The following is a 16,139-nucleotide window of genomic DNA, read 5'->3' as shown; positions in this document are numbered from 1 at the left end:
GGTCCTGGTCGATGAATGACCTGTCGGCCCGCGGGGAGGTAATGGACTTGACTGCGCGGTTTTTTCCGGCTGAAATCCAGCGATCATTGCGACGACGGTGCTGCCGTCTCGGAATGTGACATTCACTTGCTCCGATCTCTTTTGACTCACTTCGCCTCGGGGAAAAGCAGTTGACTCAGCCAGATAAACCGTCAGAAAAAGTCCCGGAACAGCCGGATACCGATAAACCGGAAATCGAGCGGCCGGAAACCGTCGAGCCGACGCCGGAGGCAGCTCAGCCGGAAGCCACGGCGACTCCCGAGGCCCCGGAAGACAAGCGGGAAGCCGAGCCGGAGAGCGAGCCGGAGCACGAGGAGGCCGCCGAGCCGGCGGACGAGCCGACGGCCGCTGAGCCGACGGCCGCTGAGCCGACGGCCGCTGAGCCGGCGGACGAGCCGACGGCCGCTGAGCCGACGGCCGCTGAGCCGACGGATGAGCGGGCGGCCGCCGAGCCGACCACCGCGCTCCCGGAGCCCCCGGCCGACCCCGCCACCGCTGCCGCCATGGCCGCCGCACCCACGCCGCAGCAGCCCGGCTGGCCCGCCCCGCAGCAGGGCGGCCCCGGTTGGCCCGCCCCGCAACAGGGCGGCTGGCAGCCCCCCGCCCCGCCCCAGCCCGGCTGGCCGCAGCAGCCGGTCCCGCTACAGGGTTGGCCGCAGCAGCCGGTCCCGCCACAGGGTTGGCCGCAGCAGCCGGTCCCGCCGCAGGCCGGCTGGCCGCAGCAGCCGGTCCCGCAGCCCGGTGGCTGGCAGCCGCCCGCCGTCCTGCTCGGTCCCCCGGCCCCGCCCCGCGAGCCGGCCAAAACCGACCGCCTGGCCGCCGCCCTGGGCAACGCCTCGTTCCTGAGCCTCGGCTACTTCCTGATGCGCCGCACCGTCCTCGGCGTACTCACCCTGCTGGCCAGCCTGATCCTGCTGCTCGGGATCGTCCCGGCCGTCCACACCGGATGGATCGAGATCGTCGCCGTCCTCTGGTGGATCGCGATGATCGTGCATGGCTGGTTCCTGGCCCGCGGTCCGGTCGAACCGGCCACCCGCACCCGCCAGCGGATCGTCGGGATCGCCGCCGCGGCGGTCGTCCTGCTGCTCCTGGGCGGGCTCCGGGTGCAGGCCGCCACCATCGGCTCGGCGGTCGACGACGCGAAAGCCGCCGGTGACTGCGGCGGTGCGGTCAGCAAACTCGACAAGCTGTGGTTCGGTCTGCGCGTCGCCGACGGCCCGATGGCCGCCGAGGGTGACGACACGGTCGAAGCGTGCCGGCAGCTCAACGAGGCCGACGAAACCCTGACCGGGATGCTCACCGCCCCGAGCGCCACCGGCCTGACCGCCGGATTCGACCAGATCAACACGGTGCTGACCCGGTTCCCGGGGCACGAGAAGATGGCCGACGCGGTGCTCGACGGGTTCCTCGGCAAGCTGCCGCTGTCGGACGCGTGCGGCACCGCCACGATCACCAGCTGGCTGGCCAAGCGGCCGAAGACGAACAACACCCTGGACCGCTCGGCCGAGGTGGTCGCCAAGCACGAGCCGGCCGCCCTGGCCGGCTGCGGCGACACCTACCTCAACGGCCAGCAGTGGGAGTCGGCGAAGGTCGTCTACCAGCAGCTGATCGACACGTACCCGACCGACGTGAACAAGCCGAAGGCCGAGGAGGGGATCGCCAAGGCGGACCTGGCCATCGAGTTCGACGCGTTCAAGGACGCGACCGACAGCGTCTCCGGGAACTACTGCGACACCCCGGTCAAGTACAGCGCCGCCAAGGCGTACGGCAAAGGTGTCAACCGGGCCATGGTCTTCGGCAACGACACCGAGGCGAAGCGGCTGCCGGGCGGCTGGAAGACCACCGACCCGACCGTCGCCAACCTGGTCCTCTGCGTCAGCGGCGACTCGCAGGGTGCGGCGGTGCGCAGCTGCGACTACGGCTCGGCCGGCCAGCACCGGGTGACCTTCCACAAGGTCAAGGTCACGGTGCGGGGTTACGAGGTGCGCAGCGGCAAGCAGATCTTCAGCAAGACCCTGCAGTTCAGCGGTACGTCATGCCCGCACCGGATCGAGTACATGACCACGCTCGGGGTCGACCTCGGCCCGCCGCGGCACATGGATGTCAAGGTCGACGCCAACGACGTACAGGCGCAATTCAAGCCCTTGATCGTGAAGTAGGGAATCCGGGGGCCCTTCCGCGGGAGGGCCCCGGATGTCATCGGACGACCACGGTGACCCCGTCCTCGGGCGGCAGCAGCTCACCGATGATCGGCCAACCGGGCAGCTCGCCGGCGACCAGCAGCCCGCCCGAGGTCTGCGCGTCGGCGAGCAGCAGCAACTCGTCCTCGGAGACCCCCGCGGTGTCCGCGTGCGGCCGCACCCAGTCCAGGTTGCGCCGGGTGCCGCCGCTGACGAATCCGCCGGCCAGCGCCTCCCGCGCCCCGTCCAGATAGGGGACCGCCGCCGGGTCGATCCGCGCGGTCACGCCGCTGGCCCGGGCCAGCTTGTGCAGGTGACCGAGGAGTCCGAAACCGGTCACATCGGTGGCGCACACCACCCCGGCGGCCAGCGCCGCCTCCGACGCCGCCCGATTCAGGGTGGTCATCGCGGCGACCGCCTGCGGGAAGACCTCACCGGTCTGCTTGTGCCGGGAGTTGAGCACACCCACCCCGAGCGGCTTCGTCAACGTCAGCGGGATGCCGGGCCGCCCCGCGTCGTTGCGCATCAGCCGGTCCGGGTCGGCGACCCCGGTCACCGCCATGCCGTACTTCGGCTCCGGATCGTCGACGCTGTGCCCGCCGGCCACGTGACAGCCGGCCTGCCGGGCCACGTCCAGGCCGCCCCGCAGCACCTCGGTGACCAGCTCCAGCGGCAGCACGTCCCGCGGCCAGCCCAGCAGATTCACCGCCACGACCGGGCGGCCACCCATCGCATAGACGTCGGACAGCGCGTTCGCCGCGGCGATCCGGCCCCAGTCGTACGCGTCGTCGACCACCGGCGTGAAGAAGTCGGCCGTCGCCACCACCGCGGTCCCGGCCGCGATCCGCACCACCGCGGCGTCGTCACCGTCGTCCAGACCGACCAGCAGGTCGCCGCCCGCCTGCTGATCGGGACCGGTCAGCCCGGCCACGATCTGCTCCAGCTCGCCGGGCGGGATCTTGCAGGCACAGCCACCACCGTGCGCGTACTGCGTCAACCGAACAGTCATCCTGGAACTGTGGCATACCGGGCGATCGGCTACCGTGATCACCGGAGGCGTTCAGGTTGCTGGTGCTCCTCGCGGTCTTCAACACCGACGTGACCCGGACTCCGGGTCAGGCGGGTTCGATTCCCGTCCGCCTCCGCCACCAGCCCGCCGAGCGAAGTTGCAGGCACCCCGACGAGGTCGATCACGATCCGGTAGTTGACCTGGATGCTCGACTTCGGTCTCCACGTCGTCGACTTCGCCTCGCAACCGCTGGTCTTCGAGGGGGCCCACGGCCCGGCCTGGATGGGGCAGGTTCTCCTCAACCCGGTCAAGCCACTGCCGAAGGTCCTTGCCGGTCAACCGCAGCCAATCGAAAGGCATGCATGTCCGGCATCTCTCAATCCGGTCCGAACCGTCGTGACCGGCGTCGCAACGCCAAGCTCACCCCGGCGCATGGTCGCCGCCGCGGTGCTTCCGATGATCGCGGTGCCGGCCTTCAGGAGCCAGGTGGCGTTCGCCGCCGGTTCGACCCCTCCGGTCTACTCGCTGGCCGCCACCGTCGCCCCCGCCCCGATGACCCTCGCGGACTGCAACGACCCCACCTGCATCGTCGCGCCGGCCCCGAGCGGCAACGACGACTACCCCACGCTCAACAACCTCCTCCTGCTTGCGGCCAGCCGGACGGTCCCCGCCGTGCTGGACGCCGACAACAACGTCGTGACGCCGGCGACGACCGCCACGGTGTTCCTCGGCGAGGGCACCTACCGCGTCGGCAAGGTCCTGAAACTGCCGGCGAACGTCAACCTGCGCGGCCGGGGCATCACCGCGACCACGGTCTCGATGATCACCGCGAACAACGTCAACTTCACCTACGCGTCCATCATCAGCTGGGACTTCAACCACCAGATCGCCGGAGCCACCAGCAACCTGGTCTCCGACCTGACCGTCAACGGCAACTGCCGGGAGGGCGCCGGCCAGCCGGTGCCGTCGGACATGCCGGGCCGCCCCGGCGAGTTCTGTGACTTCCGCGGAGCGGACGGCAAGGCCGCCTCGACGAACTCGGGCGGCGGTGTCTCGGTCGGCGACAACTGGACCGTCCGCCAGGTGCGGTTCACCAACCTCGAGTACTTCAAGGTCTGGGTCGGTAACGGCGTCACGAATGTGCGCATCGTCGACAACCGGTTCGACAACTGGGGCGGCGCCGAGTCGGGCGACGAGGACAACGTCGGCGGCGGCAGCCGGAACGACGGCGTGATCGTCGAGTACAACCAGTTCGACAAGACGATCCGCGGCAACAGCTTCGACTTCACCAACGCCATCCGTACGACCGTGCGCAACAATGTCGTCCGCTCGGACGGCACGATCGCCACGGCGCGTAAGGACACGTCGCTCTACGGCAACATGTACTTCGAGGGCATCCAGCAGGCCACCGTCACCGACAACGTGCTGTGGGGCGCGCAGATCGCCCTCAAATCCAACAGCCTGTACGCGCACAGCGGCGAGAACAGGGACATCACCGACCCGCGTGACTCGATCGTCTCGGGCAACCGGATCAGCTACTCCGGCGAGACCGGCATCAGCGTCACCTACGACGACTACAAGGACGGCCCGAACGCGTCCAACCTCGGACAGCCCGGCTCCTGGACCGACAAGAGCGCGCCCACGGACGCGTTCCATGTCGTGCGCCCGGGCGGTAACAACGTCGTCCGCGACAACGTGATCGAGTACACGGGCCGGTCCGGCATCATGGTCAACGGCTCGTATGCCAGCGCCAAGAACGCGGCCGACACCATCACCGGCAACGTCATCCACAACGCCGGCTGGGGCGGCTCCACCGTCTACGACAGCGGCGCGGGCTACTTCGACACCGCGGGCATCGGCCTGTCGATCGGTGTCGGCGACCAGGTCTACGGCAACACGATCGAGGACTACCCCGCCAAGAAGACCACGTGGTACGGGATCGACCTCGGCGCCCGTCGCGCGTCGACCAGCCCGACCGGTACCGTCCTGACGGGGCCGGCCGGCGAGGTCAACACCGTCACCAACGTCATCGGCACCGCTTACCACGACCAGACCAGGATCTCCGAGGCGGTCACCAACCTGTCGGCCGGCGGCAAGGTCCTCAACTGGGATGAGGCGTACCCGCTGGACGGGCGCCCGATCCGGGGCTACCGGATCTACCGGGACGGCAACGTCGTCGGTGACCTGCCGATCGGCAGCGTCTCCATCCCGAACAACATCATGACCGCCGACGAGTCCAACTTCGAGAACGCGTCCGCCGGCACGGCCGGCTGGGTCGCCGGCACCCGCACGACGCTCGCCCGGGTCGCCGGCAACAGCTCGCGCGGCACCGCCTCGATGACGCTGACCTCCAGCGGCACGGGTGAGGTCAGCTTCTCCGGCCGCAAGATCAACGTGACGCCCGGTCAGGTCTACACCTCGGTCCTGTCGGCCCGGGCGATGTCCACCGCGGCCGCCGGCAAGCAGGTCCGCGCCGGCGTGAAGATCACCTTCGCGAACGGCACGACCCAGAAATGGGCGACCAACAACAAGACCGCCATCGACTCCTACGCCAACTGGATCACCAGTTACTACACGTTCTCCGTGCCGGCCGACGCGGTGTCGGTGGAGCCCTGGTACCTGATCGAGGGCACGGTCGCCGGCGACGCCCACATGGTCGACCGTCTCGGCCTGGTCGCGGGCACCCGCACCGAGCAGTTCACCGAGGCCAACGGCCCGGCCAACGCGGTCTACCACGTCGTCTCGTACACCGCGGACGACAACTCCATGCCGCAGTCGGTGGTCGTCCCCTGACCAGCCGCCCGGTGCTATGACCCCACCCCCCCCGGGAGCCTGTCTCCCGGGGGTTTTCTCAGGGTGGCCGCCGCCCCGCCGATGGAGGGAACAGCCGGCATCGCGGAGGAAGGGAAGTTCCGGCCGTCGGCCGTGAGTCCCTACCCGGAGGAAACCTGATGACCCAAGCCGTCACGGCCCCCGACCCGGTCCGTGCCCCGGCGCGGCCCGGGCCGAACCGGGCGCTCAACGCGCTCCGCGCCGTCGCGGCGGTTCTCGTGGTCGTCTACCACCTGCGCCAGCTGCTGTTCGTCGACGCGGCCGACGCGGGTGACGGCCTGTCCACCCGGCTGCTGTACGCCGTCACGAACATGGGTCCCGCGGCTGTCGTGGTCTTCTTCGTGCTCAGCGGTTACTGGGTGGGCGGCAGCGTCTTCTCCGGGTTCCGGCGCGACCGCTTCCGGTGGGCGTCCTACGCGACCGCCCGGCTCAGCCGACTGTGGATCGTGCTGATCCCGGCCGTCGCCCTCACCACGATCCTGGACCGGGTGGGCCTCGCCCTGCTCTCCGGGACCTCCATCTACCTCGGCGACCCGGCCTATCACCACACGGTTCCCGCCGATGGACTCGCCGAACGGCTGACCGCCGGCACCGCGCTGGGCAACGTGTTCTTCCTCCAGACGATGGCGGTGCCCACCTATGGCACCAACGCCTCGCTGTGGTCGTTGGCCTATGAGGCGGTCTTCTACGCCGTGCTGCCGCTCGCGTTGTATGCCTGGCGTGGCCGCGGCGGCATCGGCAAACGGGCGCTCAGCCTGGTGCTGCTGCTCGGGCTCTGCGCCCTCGCCGGGCCGGCCGTCCTCAAGTATCTCCCGGTGTGGTTGATGGGAGCGGTCGTCGCCCTCTACCGCGAGCCGGTCCGGAACTGGTTGCAGGCCCGCTCGGCACACTGGCTGGCCTGGTCGCGGGCCGGCGCGTCGGCCGGGCTGACGGCCGGCCTGTGGCTGGCGCAGGCCAGCTACCGCAGCGTGAACGTGTTGCTGCTGGCCACCGCGACGACCGTGCTGCTGGCGCTGCTCGTCGAGGACGTCGGCTGGACCGGAGTGCCCGGCCGGGTGCTCGGCGGCCTGTCCGATTACGCGGACTCGTCCTACTCCCTCTATGCCATCCATCTTCCGGTCGCCGCGATGACGGCTGCGCTGCTCACCCCCCACGTGGCCGCCCGTTGGGCGCCCACTGCGACACACTGGCTGGCCCTGGCCGGCATCTGCGCGGTGCTGACCGCGATCGGCTGGGCCTTCGCACACGCCACCGAACGGCACACCGACCGGGTGCGCCGCATCGCGGACACGCTCATCGCGTCGGTCGCGGCGCGTACCCGTACCTGAAACGGGTCGGCATCCCCGCCATGTCCCCCTGCATCGGGGTGCTGCTCGCCCAAGAAGAGCCCCCGCGAGATCGCCGTCGGGGCGGCCCTGCTGTCCGCCGTCACCGCGCAACTCGCGCTCGGCGCCCTTACCTGCCGGCCCGCGTTGCCCGGCGGCCCGTGTTGCCTGGCGGCCCGTGTTGCCTGGCGGCCCGTGTTGCCTGGCGGCCCGTGTTGCCCGGCGGCCCGTGTTGCCCGGCGGTCCGGGATGTCTTCTGGCGGCGACCGGCGGCCGGCAGGGTGAAGTCGGCGGTCAGGCGTCCCGCGGCGCTGTCACTCGACGGACCATCGGCGCGCCGGGAAGTCGAACACCCAGACGGCCTGCCGCAGCGCCGGATAGCCGAGGACCAGATCGACCCGGTCCAGACCCGCCGGCATGTCATAGGCGACGGCGCGATGCGGCGCGAACATGCGGCCACCGATCCGGGCCGCCGCCATCCAGTATGCCGCCCCCTCGACCGTGGCGCCGGTGGCGTCGATGCCGGACGAGGTACCGGCGGAGCGGAACAGCTCGGGATGGCGGGCCACGAAGGTCTTGCCGACAACGGTGATCCCGGCCCCGCTGTCCCAGCACGCCCGCGCGGTGACGCCGGGCCACTCGACATCCACGAGAATGTGACCCCGGGCGCCGCGGTCGAGCGGCCGGCGGGTCGGCAGGGTGCCGGTCGGTGCCGGCTGCCAGCTCCCGCGGTCGAAGTCGAACCGGCCCGGGTATGCGCCGATCGCGTCCATGCCGAGCAGGTTCCGCAGGTCGGGATGACCGGTGTCGGTGCTGCTCACCTCCAGGCCGGTCCAGGACAGCGGCCCGACGGTCAGCTCGGGCAGGATCAGGAGATCCGCGGTGCTCGTGCCGACCAGGCCGGACGACTGCTGACTGCCCCGCCGCGGCAGCCGGGCCAGCTCCGCATCGGCGACGATGGACGTCCGCCCCGCACCGGTGTCCAGGATGAACCGATACGGCCGGCCGGCGATCGTGCCGTCGACCAGGACGGCGGCGCAGCCGGGCTCGTCCCGGTCGGGTTCCACGATCAGCGGCACACCATCCATCGAGCCAGATTAGGCCCCCTCGGCCGCCCGAGCCAGGGTGCGCCGGGGCGCCGATCGCGGAGAGCCGCGGCGCCGAGAGAGGGCCGGCCGGACGATGGGCGCGGCACCGAGACAGGGCACGGCGGCGACGGGCGTGGCACCGATACGGCGGAACGGGGCGGTGATCGGGAGGACCGCCGGCCGGGCTCGGCATCCACCGGAGCGGCTCGCGGGCGTGGCACGATCGGGGTGGAAGATCGCAGTACGGTCGAGAGGCAGAGCTTGTGGATCCGCGGCGGCAGATACCCCGTACCGACGCCGTGCTCGAAGATCCTCGCCTGGTGGCCGCGGCCGTCCGGCTCGGCCGGGAGCCGGTGAAAGCGGCGGTCCGGGCGGCCCAGCAGCGGGTGCGGGACGGCGAACTGGACGCGGCGGACGTCGCCGGGGCCGCGGTGGCGGCGCTGCCGGAGACCGCGGGCGGGCTGCGGACGGTCCTCAACGCGACCGGCGTCGTGCTGCACACCAACCTGGGGCGGGCGCCGCTGTCCGCGGCGGCGGTCGAGGCGGTCGTCGCGGCCAGCGGACACACCGATGTCGAGCTGGATCTGGCCACCGGGCGGCGGGCACGGCGCGGACGGGGTGCGCTGGCGTCGCTGGCGGCGGCGGTGCCGCGGGCCGGGGCGGTGCACGTGGTCAACAACGGGGCGGCGGCGCTGGTGCTGGCGGCGACGGCGCTGGCCGCGTGCCGGGAGATCGTGGTCAGCCGGGGGGAGATGGTGGAGATCGGGGACGGCTTCCGGCTGCCGGATCTCCTGGAGTCGACCGGGGCGCGGCTGCGGGAGGTGGGCACCACCAACCGGACCTCGGCCGCCGACTATGCGGCGGTGGTCGGGCCGCAGACCGGGTTCATCCTCAAGGTGCATCCGTCGAATTTCGTGGTGCGCGGCTTCACCAGCGCCGTCGCGGTCGGTGCGCTGACCGGGTTCGGGGTGCCGGTGGTGGCGGACATCGGGTCGGGGCTGCTCGCGCCGGATCCGCTGCTGCCCGACGAGCCGGATGCGGACGGCACGCTGCGCGCCGGCGCCGATCTGGTGATCGCCAGCGGGGACAAACTGCTCGGCGGCCCGCAGGCCGGGCTGCTGCTCGGCGACGCTGACCTCGTCGAACGCCTGCGCCGGCACCCGCTGGCACGCGCCCTGCGAGTGGACAAACTGACGCTGGCCGCCCTGCGGGCGACCGTCGCCGGTCCGGTCACACCGACCTGGGCCGCGCTCCGCTACGACCCGGACGAACTGCGGGACCGCACCGGACGCCTGGCGGCGGCCCTGGACGGCATCCCGGTCCGGGTGGTCCCGTCGGTCGCGGTCGTCGGCGGCGGCGGCGCCCCGGAGCTTCAGGTCCCGTCGTGGTCACTGTCGTTGCCGATTTCGTACGCGGTGAGCCTGCGTGTCGCCACCCCTGCGATCGTCGGACGGGTGGAGCACGGCCGCCTCCTGCTCGACCTGCGGTGCGTGCCACCCGCTGCGGACCCGCAGGTCGCCGCCGCGATCAGAGCCGTGTCATGCGAGTAACCGCCCCGGATCCGGGGCACACACCGGCCGCGCCGAGCGGGTGACCGCCGTCGCGGTGACCGCTTCGCCGGTGATCGTGGTGACCGCGGCCGTCGGCCGGTGCGGTGCGGGCGGCGTGGTGGGTGCGGGTTCGGGTGGCCGTGGTGACCGCGGCCGTGGCCGATGGTGCGGTGCGGGCGGCGTGGTGGGTGCGGGTTCGGGTGGCCGTGGCCGTGGCCGTGGCCGATGTTGCGGTGCGGGTGGCCTGGTGGGTGGGTGGGTGCGGGTGGTCGTGGTGAGCGGAGTGGTGGCGTGCGGGTAGTCGCGACCGCGGGACATGTGGATCACGGAAAGTCGACGCTGGTGCGGGCGTTGACCGGGATGGAACCGGACCGGTGGGCCGAGGAGCGGCGCCGGGGGATGACGATCGACCTGGGGTTCGCCTGGACGATGCTGGGTTCCGGGACGGTCGTGGCGTTCGTGGACGTGCCGGGGCATGAGCGGTTCGTGCCGAACATGCTGGCCGGGGTGGGGCCGGTGCCGGCCGCGATGATCGTGGTGGCCGCCGACGAGGGGTGGCGGCAGCAGTCGGCGGAGCACCTGGCCGCTCTGGACGCGCTCGGGGTGCGCCACGGGCTGCTCGTGGTGACCCGGTCGGACCTGGCCGACCCGGGTGCGGCGACGGCGGTGGCACGGGCCGAGATCGCGGCGACCTCGCTGGGCGCGGTGGAGGCGGTGCCGGTCAGCGCGGTGACCGGTGCCGGGCTTCCCGAGCTGCGGGCGGCCCTGGACCGGCTGGTGGGCGGGCTGCCGGAGCCGGATGCCGACGCGGCGGTGCGGCTGTGGATCGACCGGTCGTTCACGATCCGCGGGGCGGGGACCGTGGTGACCGGCACGCTCGGCGCGGGCACCCTGCGGGCCGGGGACGAGCTCGCGCTGACCGGTATGGATCGGCCGGTGCGGGTGCGCGGGCTGCAGAGCCTGGGTGAGCCGCGCGCCGCGGTCGCCGCGGTCGCCCGGGTGGCGGTCAACCTGCGCGGCGTGGAGAAGGACGCGGTGGCGCGCGGGGCGGCGCTGCTGACCCCGGGCCGGTTCCGCCTGACCGACCTGATCGACGTCCGACTGCACGGTGCGGCATTCCCGACGAGAGCGATGCCACAACCGGTCCCGGGAGAGCCGCCGGCGAGCGTGACGCCGCCGGTGGACGCGCAGGCGGGCCGGACAGGTTTGTCGGCGGGGGCGCAGGGGCCGCGCCCGGTGGACGCGCGGGCGGGCCGGACAGGTTTGTCGGCGGGGGCGCAGGGGCCGCGCCCGGTGGACGCGCGGGCGGGCCGGACAGGTTTGTCGGCGGGGGCGCAGGGGCCGCGCCAGGCGGGGGTGCAGGGGCTGCCGACGGCGGCGGTGGACGGGCTGCCGGCGACCGCGACGCTGCATGTGGGCTCGGCGGCGGTGCCGGTGCGGGTGCGCCCGCTCGGGGTGGACACCGTGCGGCTGCGACTCGGGCGGGCGCTGCCGTTGCGGATCGGGGATCGGGCGCTGCTGCGGGATCCGGGGCGGCATCTGGTGATCGCCGGGGTGACCGTGCTGGACGTGGCGCCGCCGGCGGTGCGGCGGCGGGCGGCCCGGGTGGCCGAGCTGGCCACCATGGACGGTCGTCCCGACCTGGCCGGGGAGCTGCGGCGGCGGTTGCTGGTCCGCGGGTCCGTGCTGCTGGGCATGGGTGTCCCGCCGCGGTCACCGGTGGCGGGGGACTGGTATGCGGACCCGGCGCACTGGGCGGCGCTGCGGGCGCGGCTGCGGGACGAGGTCGGTGACTACGTCGCGGGGAATCCGCTGGAGCCGGGCATCCCGATCGACGATCTGCGGCACCGGCTCGGGCTGCCCGACCGGGTCCTGGTCGAGGCCCTGGTGGAGCCGCCGCTGACGATCCGCGGCGGCCGGGTGGGCGCCGGGCCGCGGGAACTGCCGGCCGCGCTGCTGGCGGCCCTGGAGAAGGCTTTCGACCGGGAGCGGCCGTTCACCGCCCCGGAGGCCCACCGGCTGAGCGACCTCGGGCTGGGCGCCCGGCAGCTGGCCGCCGCGGTCCGCCTCGGGCTGCTGGTCCAGTTGGCGCCGGCCGTGGTGCTGCCGGCCGGCGCGCCGGAACGGGCCGCGGACGTGCTGACGGCGATCCCGCAGCCGTTCACGCTCAGCGAGGCGCGGCGGGCGCTGGACACCAGCCGCCGGGTCGCGGTGCCGCTGCTCGAACTGCTGGACCGGACCGGTGTGACGCGGCGGCTGGCGGACGACCGTCGTACGGTCAATTGATGATCTTGGTGGACGAACCGCGCGCCGCCTCGACGGTGTAGCGCCGGCCGGCTTCGGCGAGTTTGTCGAGGGACGCCTCGATCAGGTCGATGCCGAGCACGTCGGCGAGCCGCACCAGGTAGATGGTGACGTCGCCGATCTCGGCGCGCACCCGTGGACCGAGATCCGGGTCGCTCATCACCGCGGCGGACTGCTCCGGGGTCAGCCACTGCAGCTCGGCGAGCAGCTCGCCGACCTCGCCCGCGAGAGCCATCGCCAGATTCTTCGGCGTGTGGAAGGGCTGCCACTCGCGTTCGGCGGCGAAGGCGCGCACCCGCGCGGTCACATCATCCAGATTCGGCACCCGGCCAGTCTGGCAGGCCACCCGGCGACGTGATTCCCGGTCGGCGTACCGCGATGGACGATGATCGGGCGCGGACGCGGCTCGCCGCCGGTGATCGATGGTGACCTTTAGTAGGCTTCCCCGGTCACCGGCAGCGCAGTGATTCGAGGGAATGGCGAGATGAACGACGGGTTCCACGCGGACCGTACGCAGGAGATGTTCCTCGCGGTGGCGCCGCCGGTGCCGCCGCAGACCGGCGGGGCCGACGTCATCGAGGTGGCGGCGTATCGCGGCGACACCGTCTTCGAGCGCGAGGTGATCGAGAAGCTGGCGGCGGCGGCCGCGCGGTCGGTGCCGGGCGTGGCCGAGCTCGGCGGAGACGTCGCGCGGTTCTTCAACGCGGTGCTCGACAGGGTGGGCCTGGACAAGGTGGGTGACGCCACCCGCGGGGTGCACGCCCGGGTGGACGGCATCGACGTCGACATCACCGTGGTGCTCTGCCTGCGGGCCGGCGAGGTGGTGTCGGAGGTGACCAGCGAGGTGCGCGCCCGGGTGATCGAGGCGGTGGAGAAGTACGGGGTGCAGGTCAACAACTGCACGGTCAAAGTGGACGACATCCTGATGCCGGAGTGATCCGGAACGGCGGGGGCTCGCCGGCCTGCCGGACGCGGTGCGGACGGTGGTCTGCGGCACACCCACATGCCGTTCGTGCGGGACGACCTGTGCGAGGCGGCGGCGATGGCGGCGTTCGGCCCGCGGGCCGGGCGGCGATCTTCCGGGCCGGTGTCGGATCCGGGGTGAGTCGTTCGTAGTGGTGACGACGGTGCCCGCCGGCACGGAGGAAGAGGGGTTCGACGATGACGCGGTATCTGATCTCGTTCAACGACGGTGCGATGGACCACATCGCCCGCGCGGAGCTCGGCGACGTGGCCGAGGCCACCCACGCGGTGGCGCAGGAGGCGATGGACGCCGGGGTCTGGGTGTTCGGCGCCGGGCTGGAGCGCCAGCGGGCCAGCGTGGTGGCCACCGACGGGGTCGTCACCGACGGGCCGTACCCGGAGACGAAAGAGGTGATCGGCGGCTTCGCTGTCGTCGAGGTGGCGACGCGGGAGGAGGCGCTGGCGTGGGCGGCGCGCATCGCGGCTGCCTGCCGGTGCGCGCAGGAGGTGCGGGAAGTGCTGCCGGACGCGGTGCAGGACGAGATGTTCCGCCGGGCCGGCCGGAACCGGTGAGGCCGACCGGCCCGGCCGTGGGTCAGTAGGTGGGGCAGAGGCGCTCGCGGACCACCTTGATGATCCGGGCAGCGTTGGCCTGCGGGGTGGTGAACCGCTGGCTGGCCACGGTGGCCCAGTCCTTCTGCGGGCGGGTCTTGAGGTCGCGGCACTGGTCACGGCCACGGTTCACCAGGACCTCCGGGTCGTGGGCGGCGACCAGCTTCGGGTCGATGCTCTTCAGGTCGGCGACGTAGGCCTCGGCGGCCTTCGTGTCCGGCTTCGGCGGGAAACCCAGCTGCGCCTCCATGCTGGCCCGCAGGTCCGGCTGCGAGTGCACGGCCGGCTGGGAGTTCTGCGCGGCCGGCGCGACCGTCTTGTCGGTGTCGTCGCCGGATCCACCGGAGCATCCGGCGGCGAGACAGGCGGCGGCGAGGGCGGCGGCGATGGCAAGCGTGCGAGACATGCCCGGCTCAACGACACCACCGTGCCGCGGGGAACGGCCCGGCCGGTCAGCGGTCGTACTCGAAGATCTTCGCGGCGAGGTCGGCCATCACCTCGGTGGCGCCGGCGCCGATGCCGAGGATCCGGATGTCGCGGTAGTGACGTTCGACCTCGGACTCGCGCAGGTAACCCATGCCGCCGTGCAGCTGGACCGCCTCGTCGACGACGTACTTGCCGGCGTCGACGGCGGCGTTCTTGGCCAGGCACGCCTCGCCGGGAACCCAGTCGCCGGCGGCGTGGCGGGCGGCGACCCGGCGGGTGAAGGTGCGGGCCAGTTCGATCCGCTGGCGCATCTCGACCAGTTTGTGGCGGACCACCTGGCGGCTGATCAACGGCCGTCCGAACGTCTCCCGGGCGCGCACCTGGACGAGCGTGAGATCCAGGCAGCGCTGCGCCACCGAGTACGCGTGCACCGCCGTGATGATCCGTTCCGGGACGAAGACCTGGGCGATCAGCGGGAAACCGCCGTGCTCGGCGCCGATCAGGTTGGCGGCCGGGACGCGGCAGTCGGCGAAGGACAGCTCGGCCGTGTCGGAGCAGTGCCAGCCCATCTTGTCGAGCTTGCGGGACACCGTGAAACCGGGTGTGCCGCGTTCGACGACCAGCAGGCTGATCCCGGCGGCGCCGGGGCCACCGGTGCGGACCGCGGTGGTCACGAAATCGGCCCGGGTGCCCGAGGTGATGAACATCTTGGCCCCGTTGACCACATAGTCGTCGCCGTCGCGGACCGCGGTGGTCCGCAACGCGCCGACGTCGGAACCGGCGTCCGGCTCGGTCACGCCCAGCGAGCCGATCTTCTGCCCGGCCAGCGCCGGCCGGACGAAACGGTCGATCAGCGAAGGATCGCCGGCCGCGATCATGTGGGGGAGCGCGATGCCGTGCGTGAACAGCGCCGCGTGCGCGCCGGACGAGCCGCCCGCCTCGAGGAACGCCTCGGTCGCCACCACCATGTCGACGGTGTCGCCACCGTCCCCGCCGGCCTCCTCGGGGAACCCGACGCCGTACAGGCCGGCTTTCGCGGCGCCGGCGTGCAGCTCCCGGGGGATCTCGCCGGCCCGCTCCCAGGCATCGAGGAAAGGCACGACCTCCCGTCGTACGAACGTCGCCATCGCCTCGCGCAGCGTGCCGCGTTCCGGAGTCTCGAACGGATCGGCGTACATGATCACTGTCCTCTCGTGGACGAAGCACGGCCGAGGAGAGTCGCCGCGGCCCGTTTCCACCGCCGGATCGGCAGCTCACCGGCGACCGGGTCGCCGCTGACGATCCCGGTCATCAGCAGCCCGGTCATCACCTCGAAGGTCATCTGCGTCACGCCCGGCACCCGCGGGTCGTCGCCGAGCACCGCGACCGCCCGCTCGTGCAGCACCCCGAAGATCTCCTTCTCCACCGGCAGCAGCGCGGCCCGCAACTCCTCGTCGGTGCGGGCCGCGGCCCACAGTTCGAGCGCGGCCCAGAACATCGGCGCCGAGAAGGAGTGCCACACCGCGTCGATGTAGGCGTCCAGCCCGTCGCCGGTGACCTCGGCCAGCTCGGCGGTCAGCGCGTCGAGCCGGCGCCGGGCCACGTGCTGGACCGACGCGACCAGCAGGTCCACCTTGGTCGGGAAGTGGTGCAGCAGGGTGCCGCGGGGCACTCCGGCCCGGGCCTGGACCTCGGCCGTGGTCGTCTCCGCGTAGCCCCGCTCGACCAGGGACTGGCAGGTGGCCTCCAGGATCCGGGTCCGGGTGGCCGCGCTGCGCTGGGCCTGGGTACGCCTCACGGCATTTACCGTACGGCCTGACGGTTTGCGAAAG

13 protein-coding genes and 1 tRNA gene are annotated in these 16,139 nt (G+C 72.3%); 8 read left to right on the top strand and 6 right to left on the bottom strand.

Going from position 1 to position 16,139, the window contains the following annotated elements:
• Positions 1-170: 170 nt before the first annotated feature.
• Positions 171-2,198: a protein piccolo gene (locus ACSP50_RS28190; RefSeq protein WP_014692709.1), complete on the top strand. Its 2,028-nt coding sequence runs from the start codon at positions 171-173 to the stop codon at positions 2,196-2,198.
• 37 nt (positions 2,199-2,235) lie between these two features.
• Here ACSP50_RS28190 and selD read toward each other — a convergent pair whose 3' ends face one another.
• Positions 2,236-3,228, bottom strand: a complete 993-nt coding sequence (selD, locus tag ACSP50_RS28185; protein WP_014692708.1) for a selenide, water dikinase SelD — start codon at positions 3,226-3,228, stop codon at positions 2,236-2,238.
• A gap of 43 nt (positions 3,229-3,271) precedes the next feature.
• On the opposite strand from selD, the gene ACSP50_RS42365 reads away from it, so the two are divergent.
• From ACSP50_RS42365 to ACSP50_RS28175, 3 genes are all read left to right on the top strand, one after another.
• Positions 3,272-3,367: transfer RNA gene (locus tag ACSP50_RS42365), tRNA-Sec, on the top strand.
• Positions 3,368-3,684: 317 nt separating this feature from the next.
• The gene (locus ACSP50_RS28180; RefSeq protein ID WP_155123644.1) at positions 3,685-6,021 is read left to right on the top strand and encodes a right-handed parallel beta-helix repeat-containing protein; all 2,337 of its coding nucleotides are present in this window, start codon (positions 3,685-3,687) and stop codon (positions 6,019-6,021) included.
• Positions 6,022-6,179: 158 nt separating this feature from the next.
• On the top strand, positions 6,180-7,388 hold the full coding sequence (locus tag ACSP50_RS28175) for an acyltransferase (RefSeq protein WP_014692706.1): 1,209 nt from the start codon (positions 6,180-6,182) through the stop codon (positions 7,386-7,388).
• Positions 7,389-7,699: 311 nt separating this feature from the next.
• On the opposite strand, the gene ACSP50_RS28170 is transcribed toward ACSP50_RS28175, so the two are convergent.
• Complete coding sequence (locus ACSP50_RS28170) at positions 7,700-8,473, bottom strand: retropepsin-like aspartic protease (RefSeq protein WP_014692705.1); 774 nt, start codon at positions 8,471-8,473, stop codon at positions 7,700-7,702.
• A gap of 263 nt (positions 8,474-8,736) precedes the next feature.
• Here ACSP50_RS28170 and selA point away from each other — a divergent pair, with 263 nt between their 5' ends.
• Together selA and selB are read left to right on the top strand one after the other, a co-directional pair.
• The gene (gene selA, locus ACSP50_RS28165) at positions 8,737-10,023 is read left to right on the top strand and encodes an L-seryl-tRNA(Sec) selenium transferase (RefSeq protein ID WP_014692704.1); all 1,287 of its coding nucleotides are present in this window, start codon (positions 8,737-8,739) and stop codon (positions 10,021-10,023) included.
• A gap of 291 nt (positions 10,024-10,314) precedes the next feature.
• Positions 10,315-12,309 (top strand): selenocysteine-specific translation elongation factor, encoded by a 1,995-nt coding sequence (gene selB / locus ACSP50_RS28160; protein WP_014692703.1) that lies wholly within the window; start codon positions 10,315-10,317, stop codon positions 12,307-12,309.
• On the opposite strand, the gene ACSP50_RS28155 is transcribed toward selB, so the two are convergent.
• Positions 12,302-12,643, bottom strand: coding sequence for a nucleotide pyrophosphohydrolase (locus ACSP50_RS28155; protein ID WP_043515592.1), 342 nt, complete (start codon positions 12,641-12,643; stop codon positions 12,302-12,304). The genes selB and ACSP50_RS28155 overlap by 8 nt on opposite strands.
• Positions 12,644-12,811: 168 nt before the next feature.
• Here ACSP50_RS28155 and ACSP50_RS28150 point away from each other — a divergent pair, with 168 nt between their 5' ends.
• Positions 12,812-13,264 (top strand): Asp23/Gls24 family envelope stress response protein, encoded by a 453-nt coding sequence (locus ACSP50_RS28150; RefSeq protein WP_014692701.1) that lies wholly within the window; start codon positions 12,812-12,814, stop codon positions 13,262-13,264.
• 224 nt (positions 13,265-13,488) lie between these two features.
• A complete protein-coding gene (locus tag ACSP50_RS28145) occupies positions 13,489-13,863 on the top strand; it encodes a YciI family protein (RefSeq protein ID WP_014692700.1) in 375 nt (124 codons plus the stop codon).
• Between the two features lie 22 nt (positions 13,864-13,885).
• Here the strand turns inward: ACSP50_RS28145 and ACSP50_RS28140 are convergent, their stop codons facing one another.
• Genes ACSP50_RS28140 through ACSP50_RS28130 form a run of 3 tightly spaced genes read right to left on the bottom strand, consistent with a single transcriptional unit; the run spans position 13,886 to position 16,105 of the window.
• A complete protein-coding gene (locus ACSP50_RS28140) occupies positions 13,886-14,308 on the bottom strand; it encodes a hypothetical protein (protein WP_014692699.1) in 423 nt (140 codons plus the stop codon).
• Between the two features lie 46 nt (positions 14,309-14,354).
• Positions 14,355-15,506, bottom strand: coding sequence for an acyl-CoA dehydrogenase family protein (locus ACSP50_RS28135; RefSeq protein ID WP_014692698.1), 1,152 nt, complete (start codon positions 15,504-15,506; stop codon positions 14,355-14,357).
• 2 nt (positions 15,507-15,508) lie between these two features.
• Entirely contained in the window at positions 15,509-16,105 is a 597-nt protein-coding gene (locus ACSP50_RS28130; protein ID WP_014692697.1) for a TetR/AcrR family transcriptional regulator, read from the bottom strand.
• Positions 16,106-16,139 lie beyond the last annotated feature (34 nt).

It is taken from the genome of Actinoplanes sp. SE50/110, from assembly GCF_900119315.1.
Lineage (GTDB): Bacteria > Actinomycetota > Actinomycetes > Mycobacteriales > Micromonosporaceae > Actinoplanes.
The sequence above is the reverse complement of the archived record's forward strand: the minus strand, read 5'-3'. Positions and strand labels throughout refer to the sequence as shown.

Excerpts from the sequence above, each read along its gene's own strand:
- selD (WP_014692708.1), bottom strand. The coding sequence starts at position 3,228 with ATGACTGTTCGGTTGACGCAGTACGCGCACGGTGGTGGCTGTGCCTGC.
- ACSP50_RS28180 (WP_155123644.1), top strand. The coding sequence starts at position 3,685 with ATGATCGCGGTGCCGGCCTTCAGGAGCCAGGTGGCGTTCGCCGCCGGT.
- ACSP50_RS28175 (WP_014692706.1), top strand. The coding sequence starts at position 6,180 with ATGACCCAAGCCGTCACGGCCCCCGACCCGGTCCGTGCCCCGGCGCGG.
- ACSP50_RS28170 (WP_014692705.1), bottom strand. The coding sequence starts at position 8,473 with ATGGATGGTGTGCCGCTGATCGTGGAACCCGACCGGGACGAGCCCGGC.
- ACSP50_RS28150 (WP_014692701.1), top strand. The coding sequence starts at position 12,812 with ATGAACGACGGGTTCCACGCGGACCGTACGCAGGAGATGTTCCTCGCG.
- ACSP50_RS28145 (WP_014692700.1), top strand. The coding sequence starts at position 13,489 with ATGACGCGGTATCTGATCTCGTTCAACGACGGTGCGATGGACCACATC.
- ACSP50_RS28140 (WP_014692699.1), bottom strand. The coding sequence starts at position 14,308 with ATGTCTCGCACGCTTGCCATCGCCGCCGCCCTCGCCGCCGCCTGTCTC.
- ACSP50_RS28135 (WP_014692698.1), bottom strand. The coding sequence starts at position 15,506 with ATGTACGCCGATCCGTTCGAGACTCCGGAACGCGGCACGCTGCGCGAG.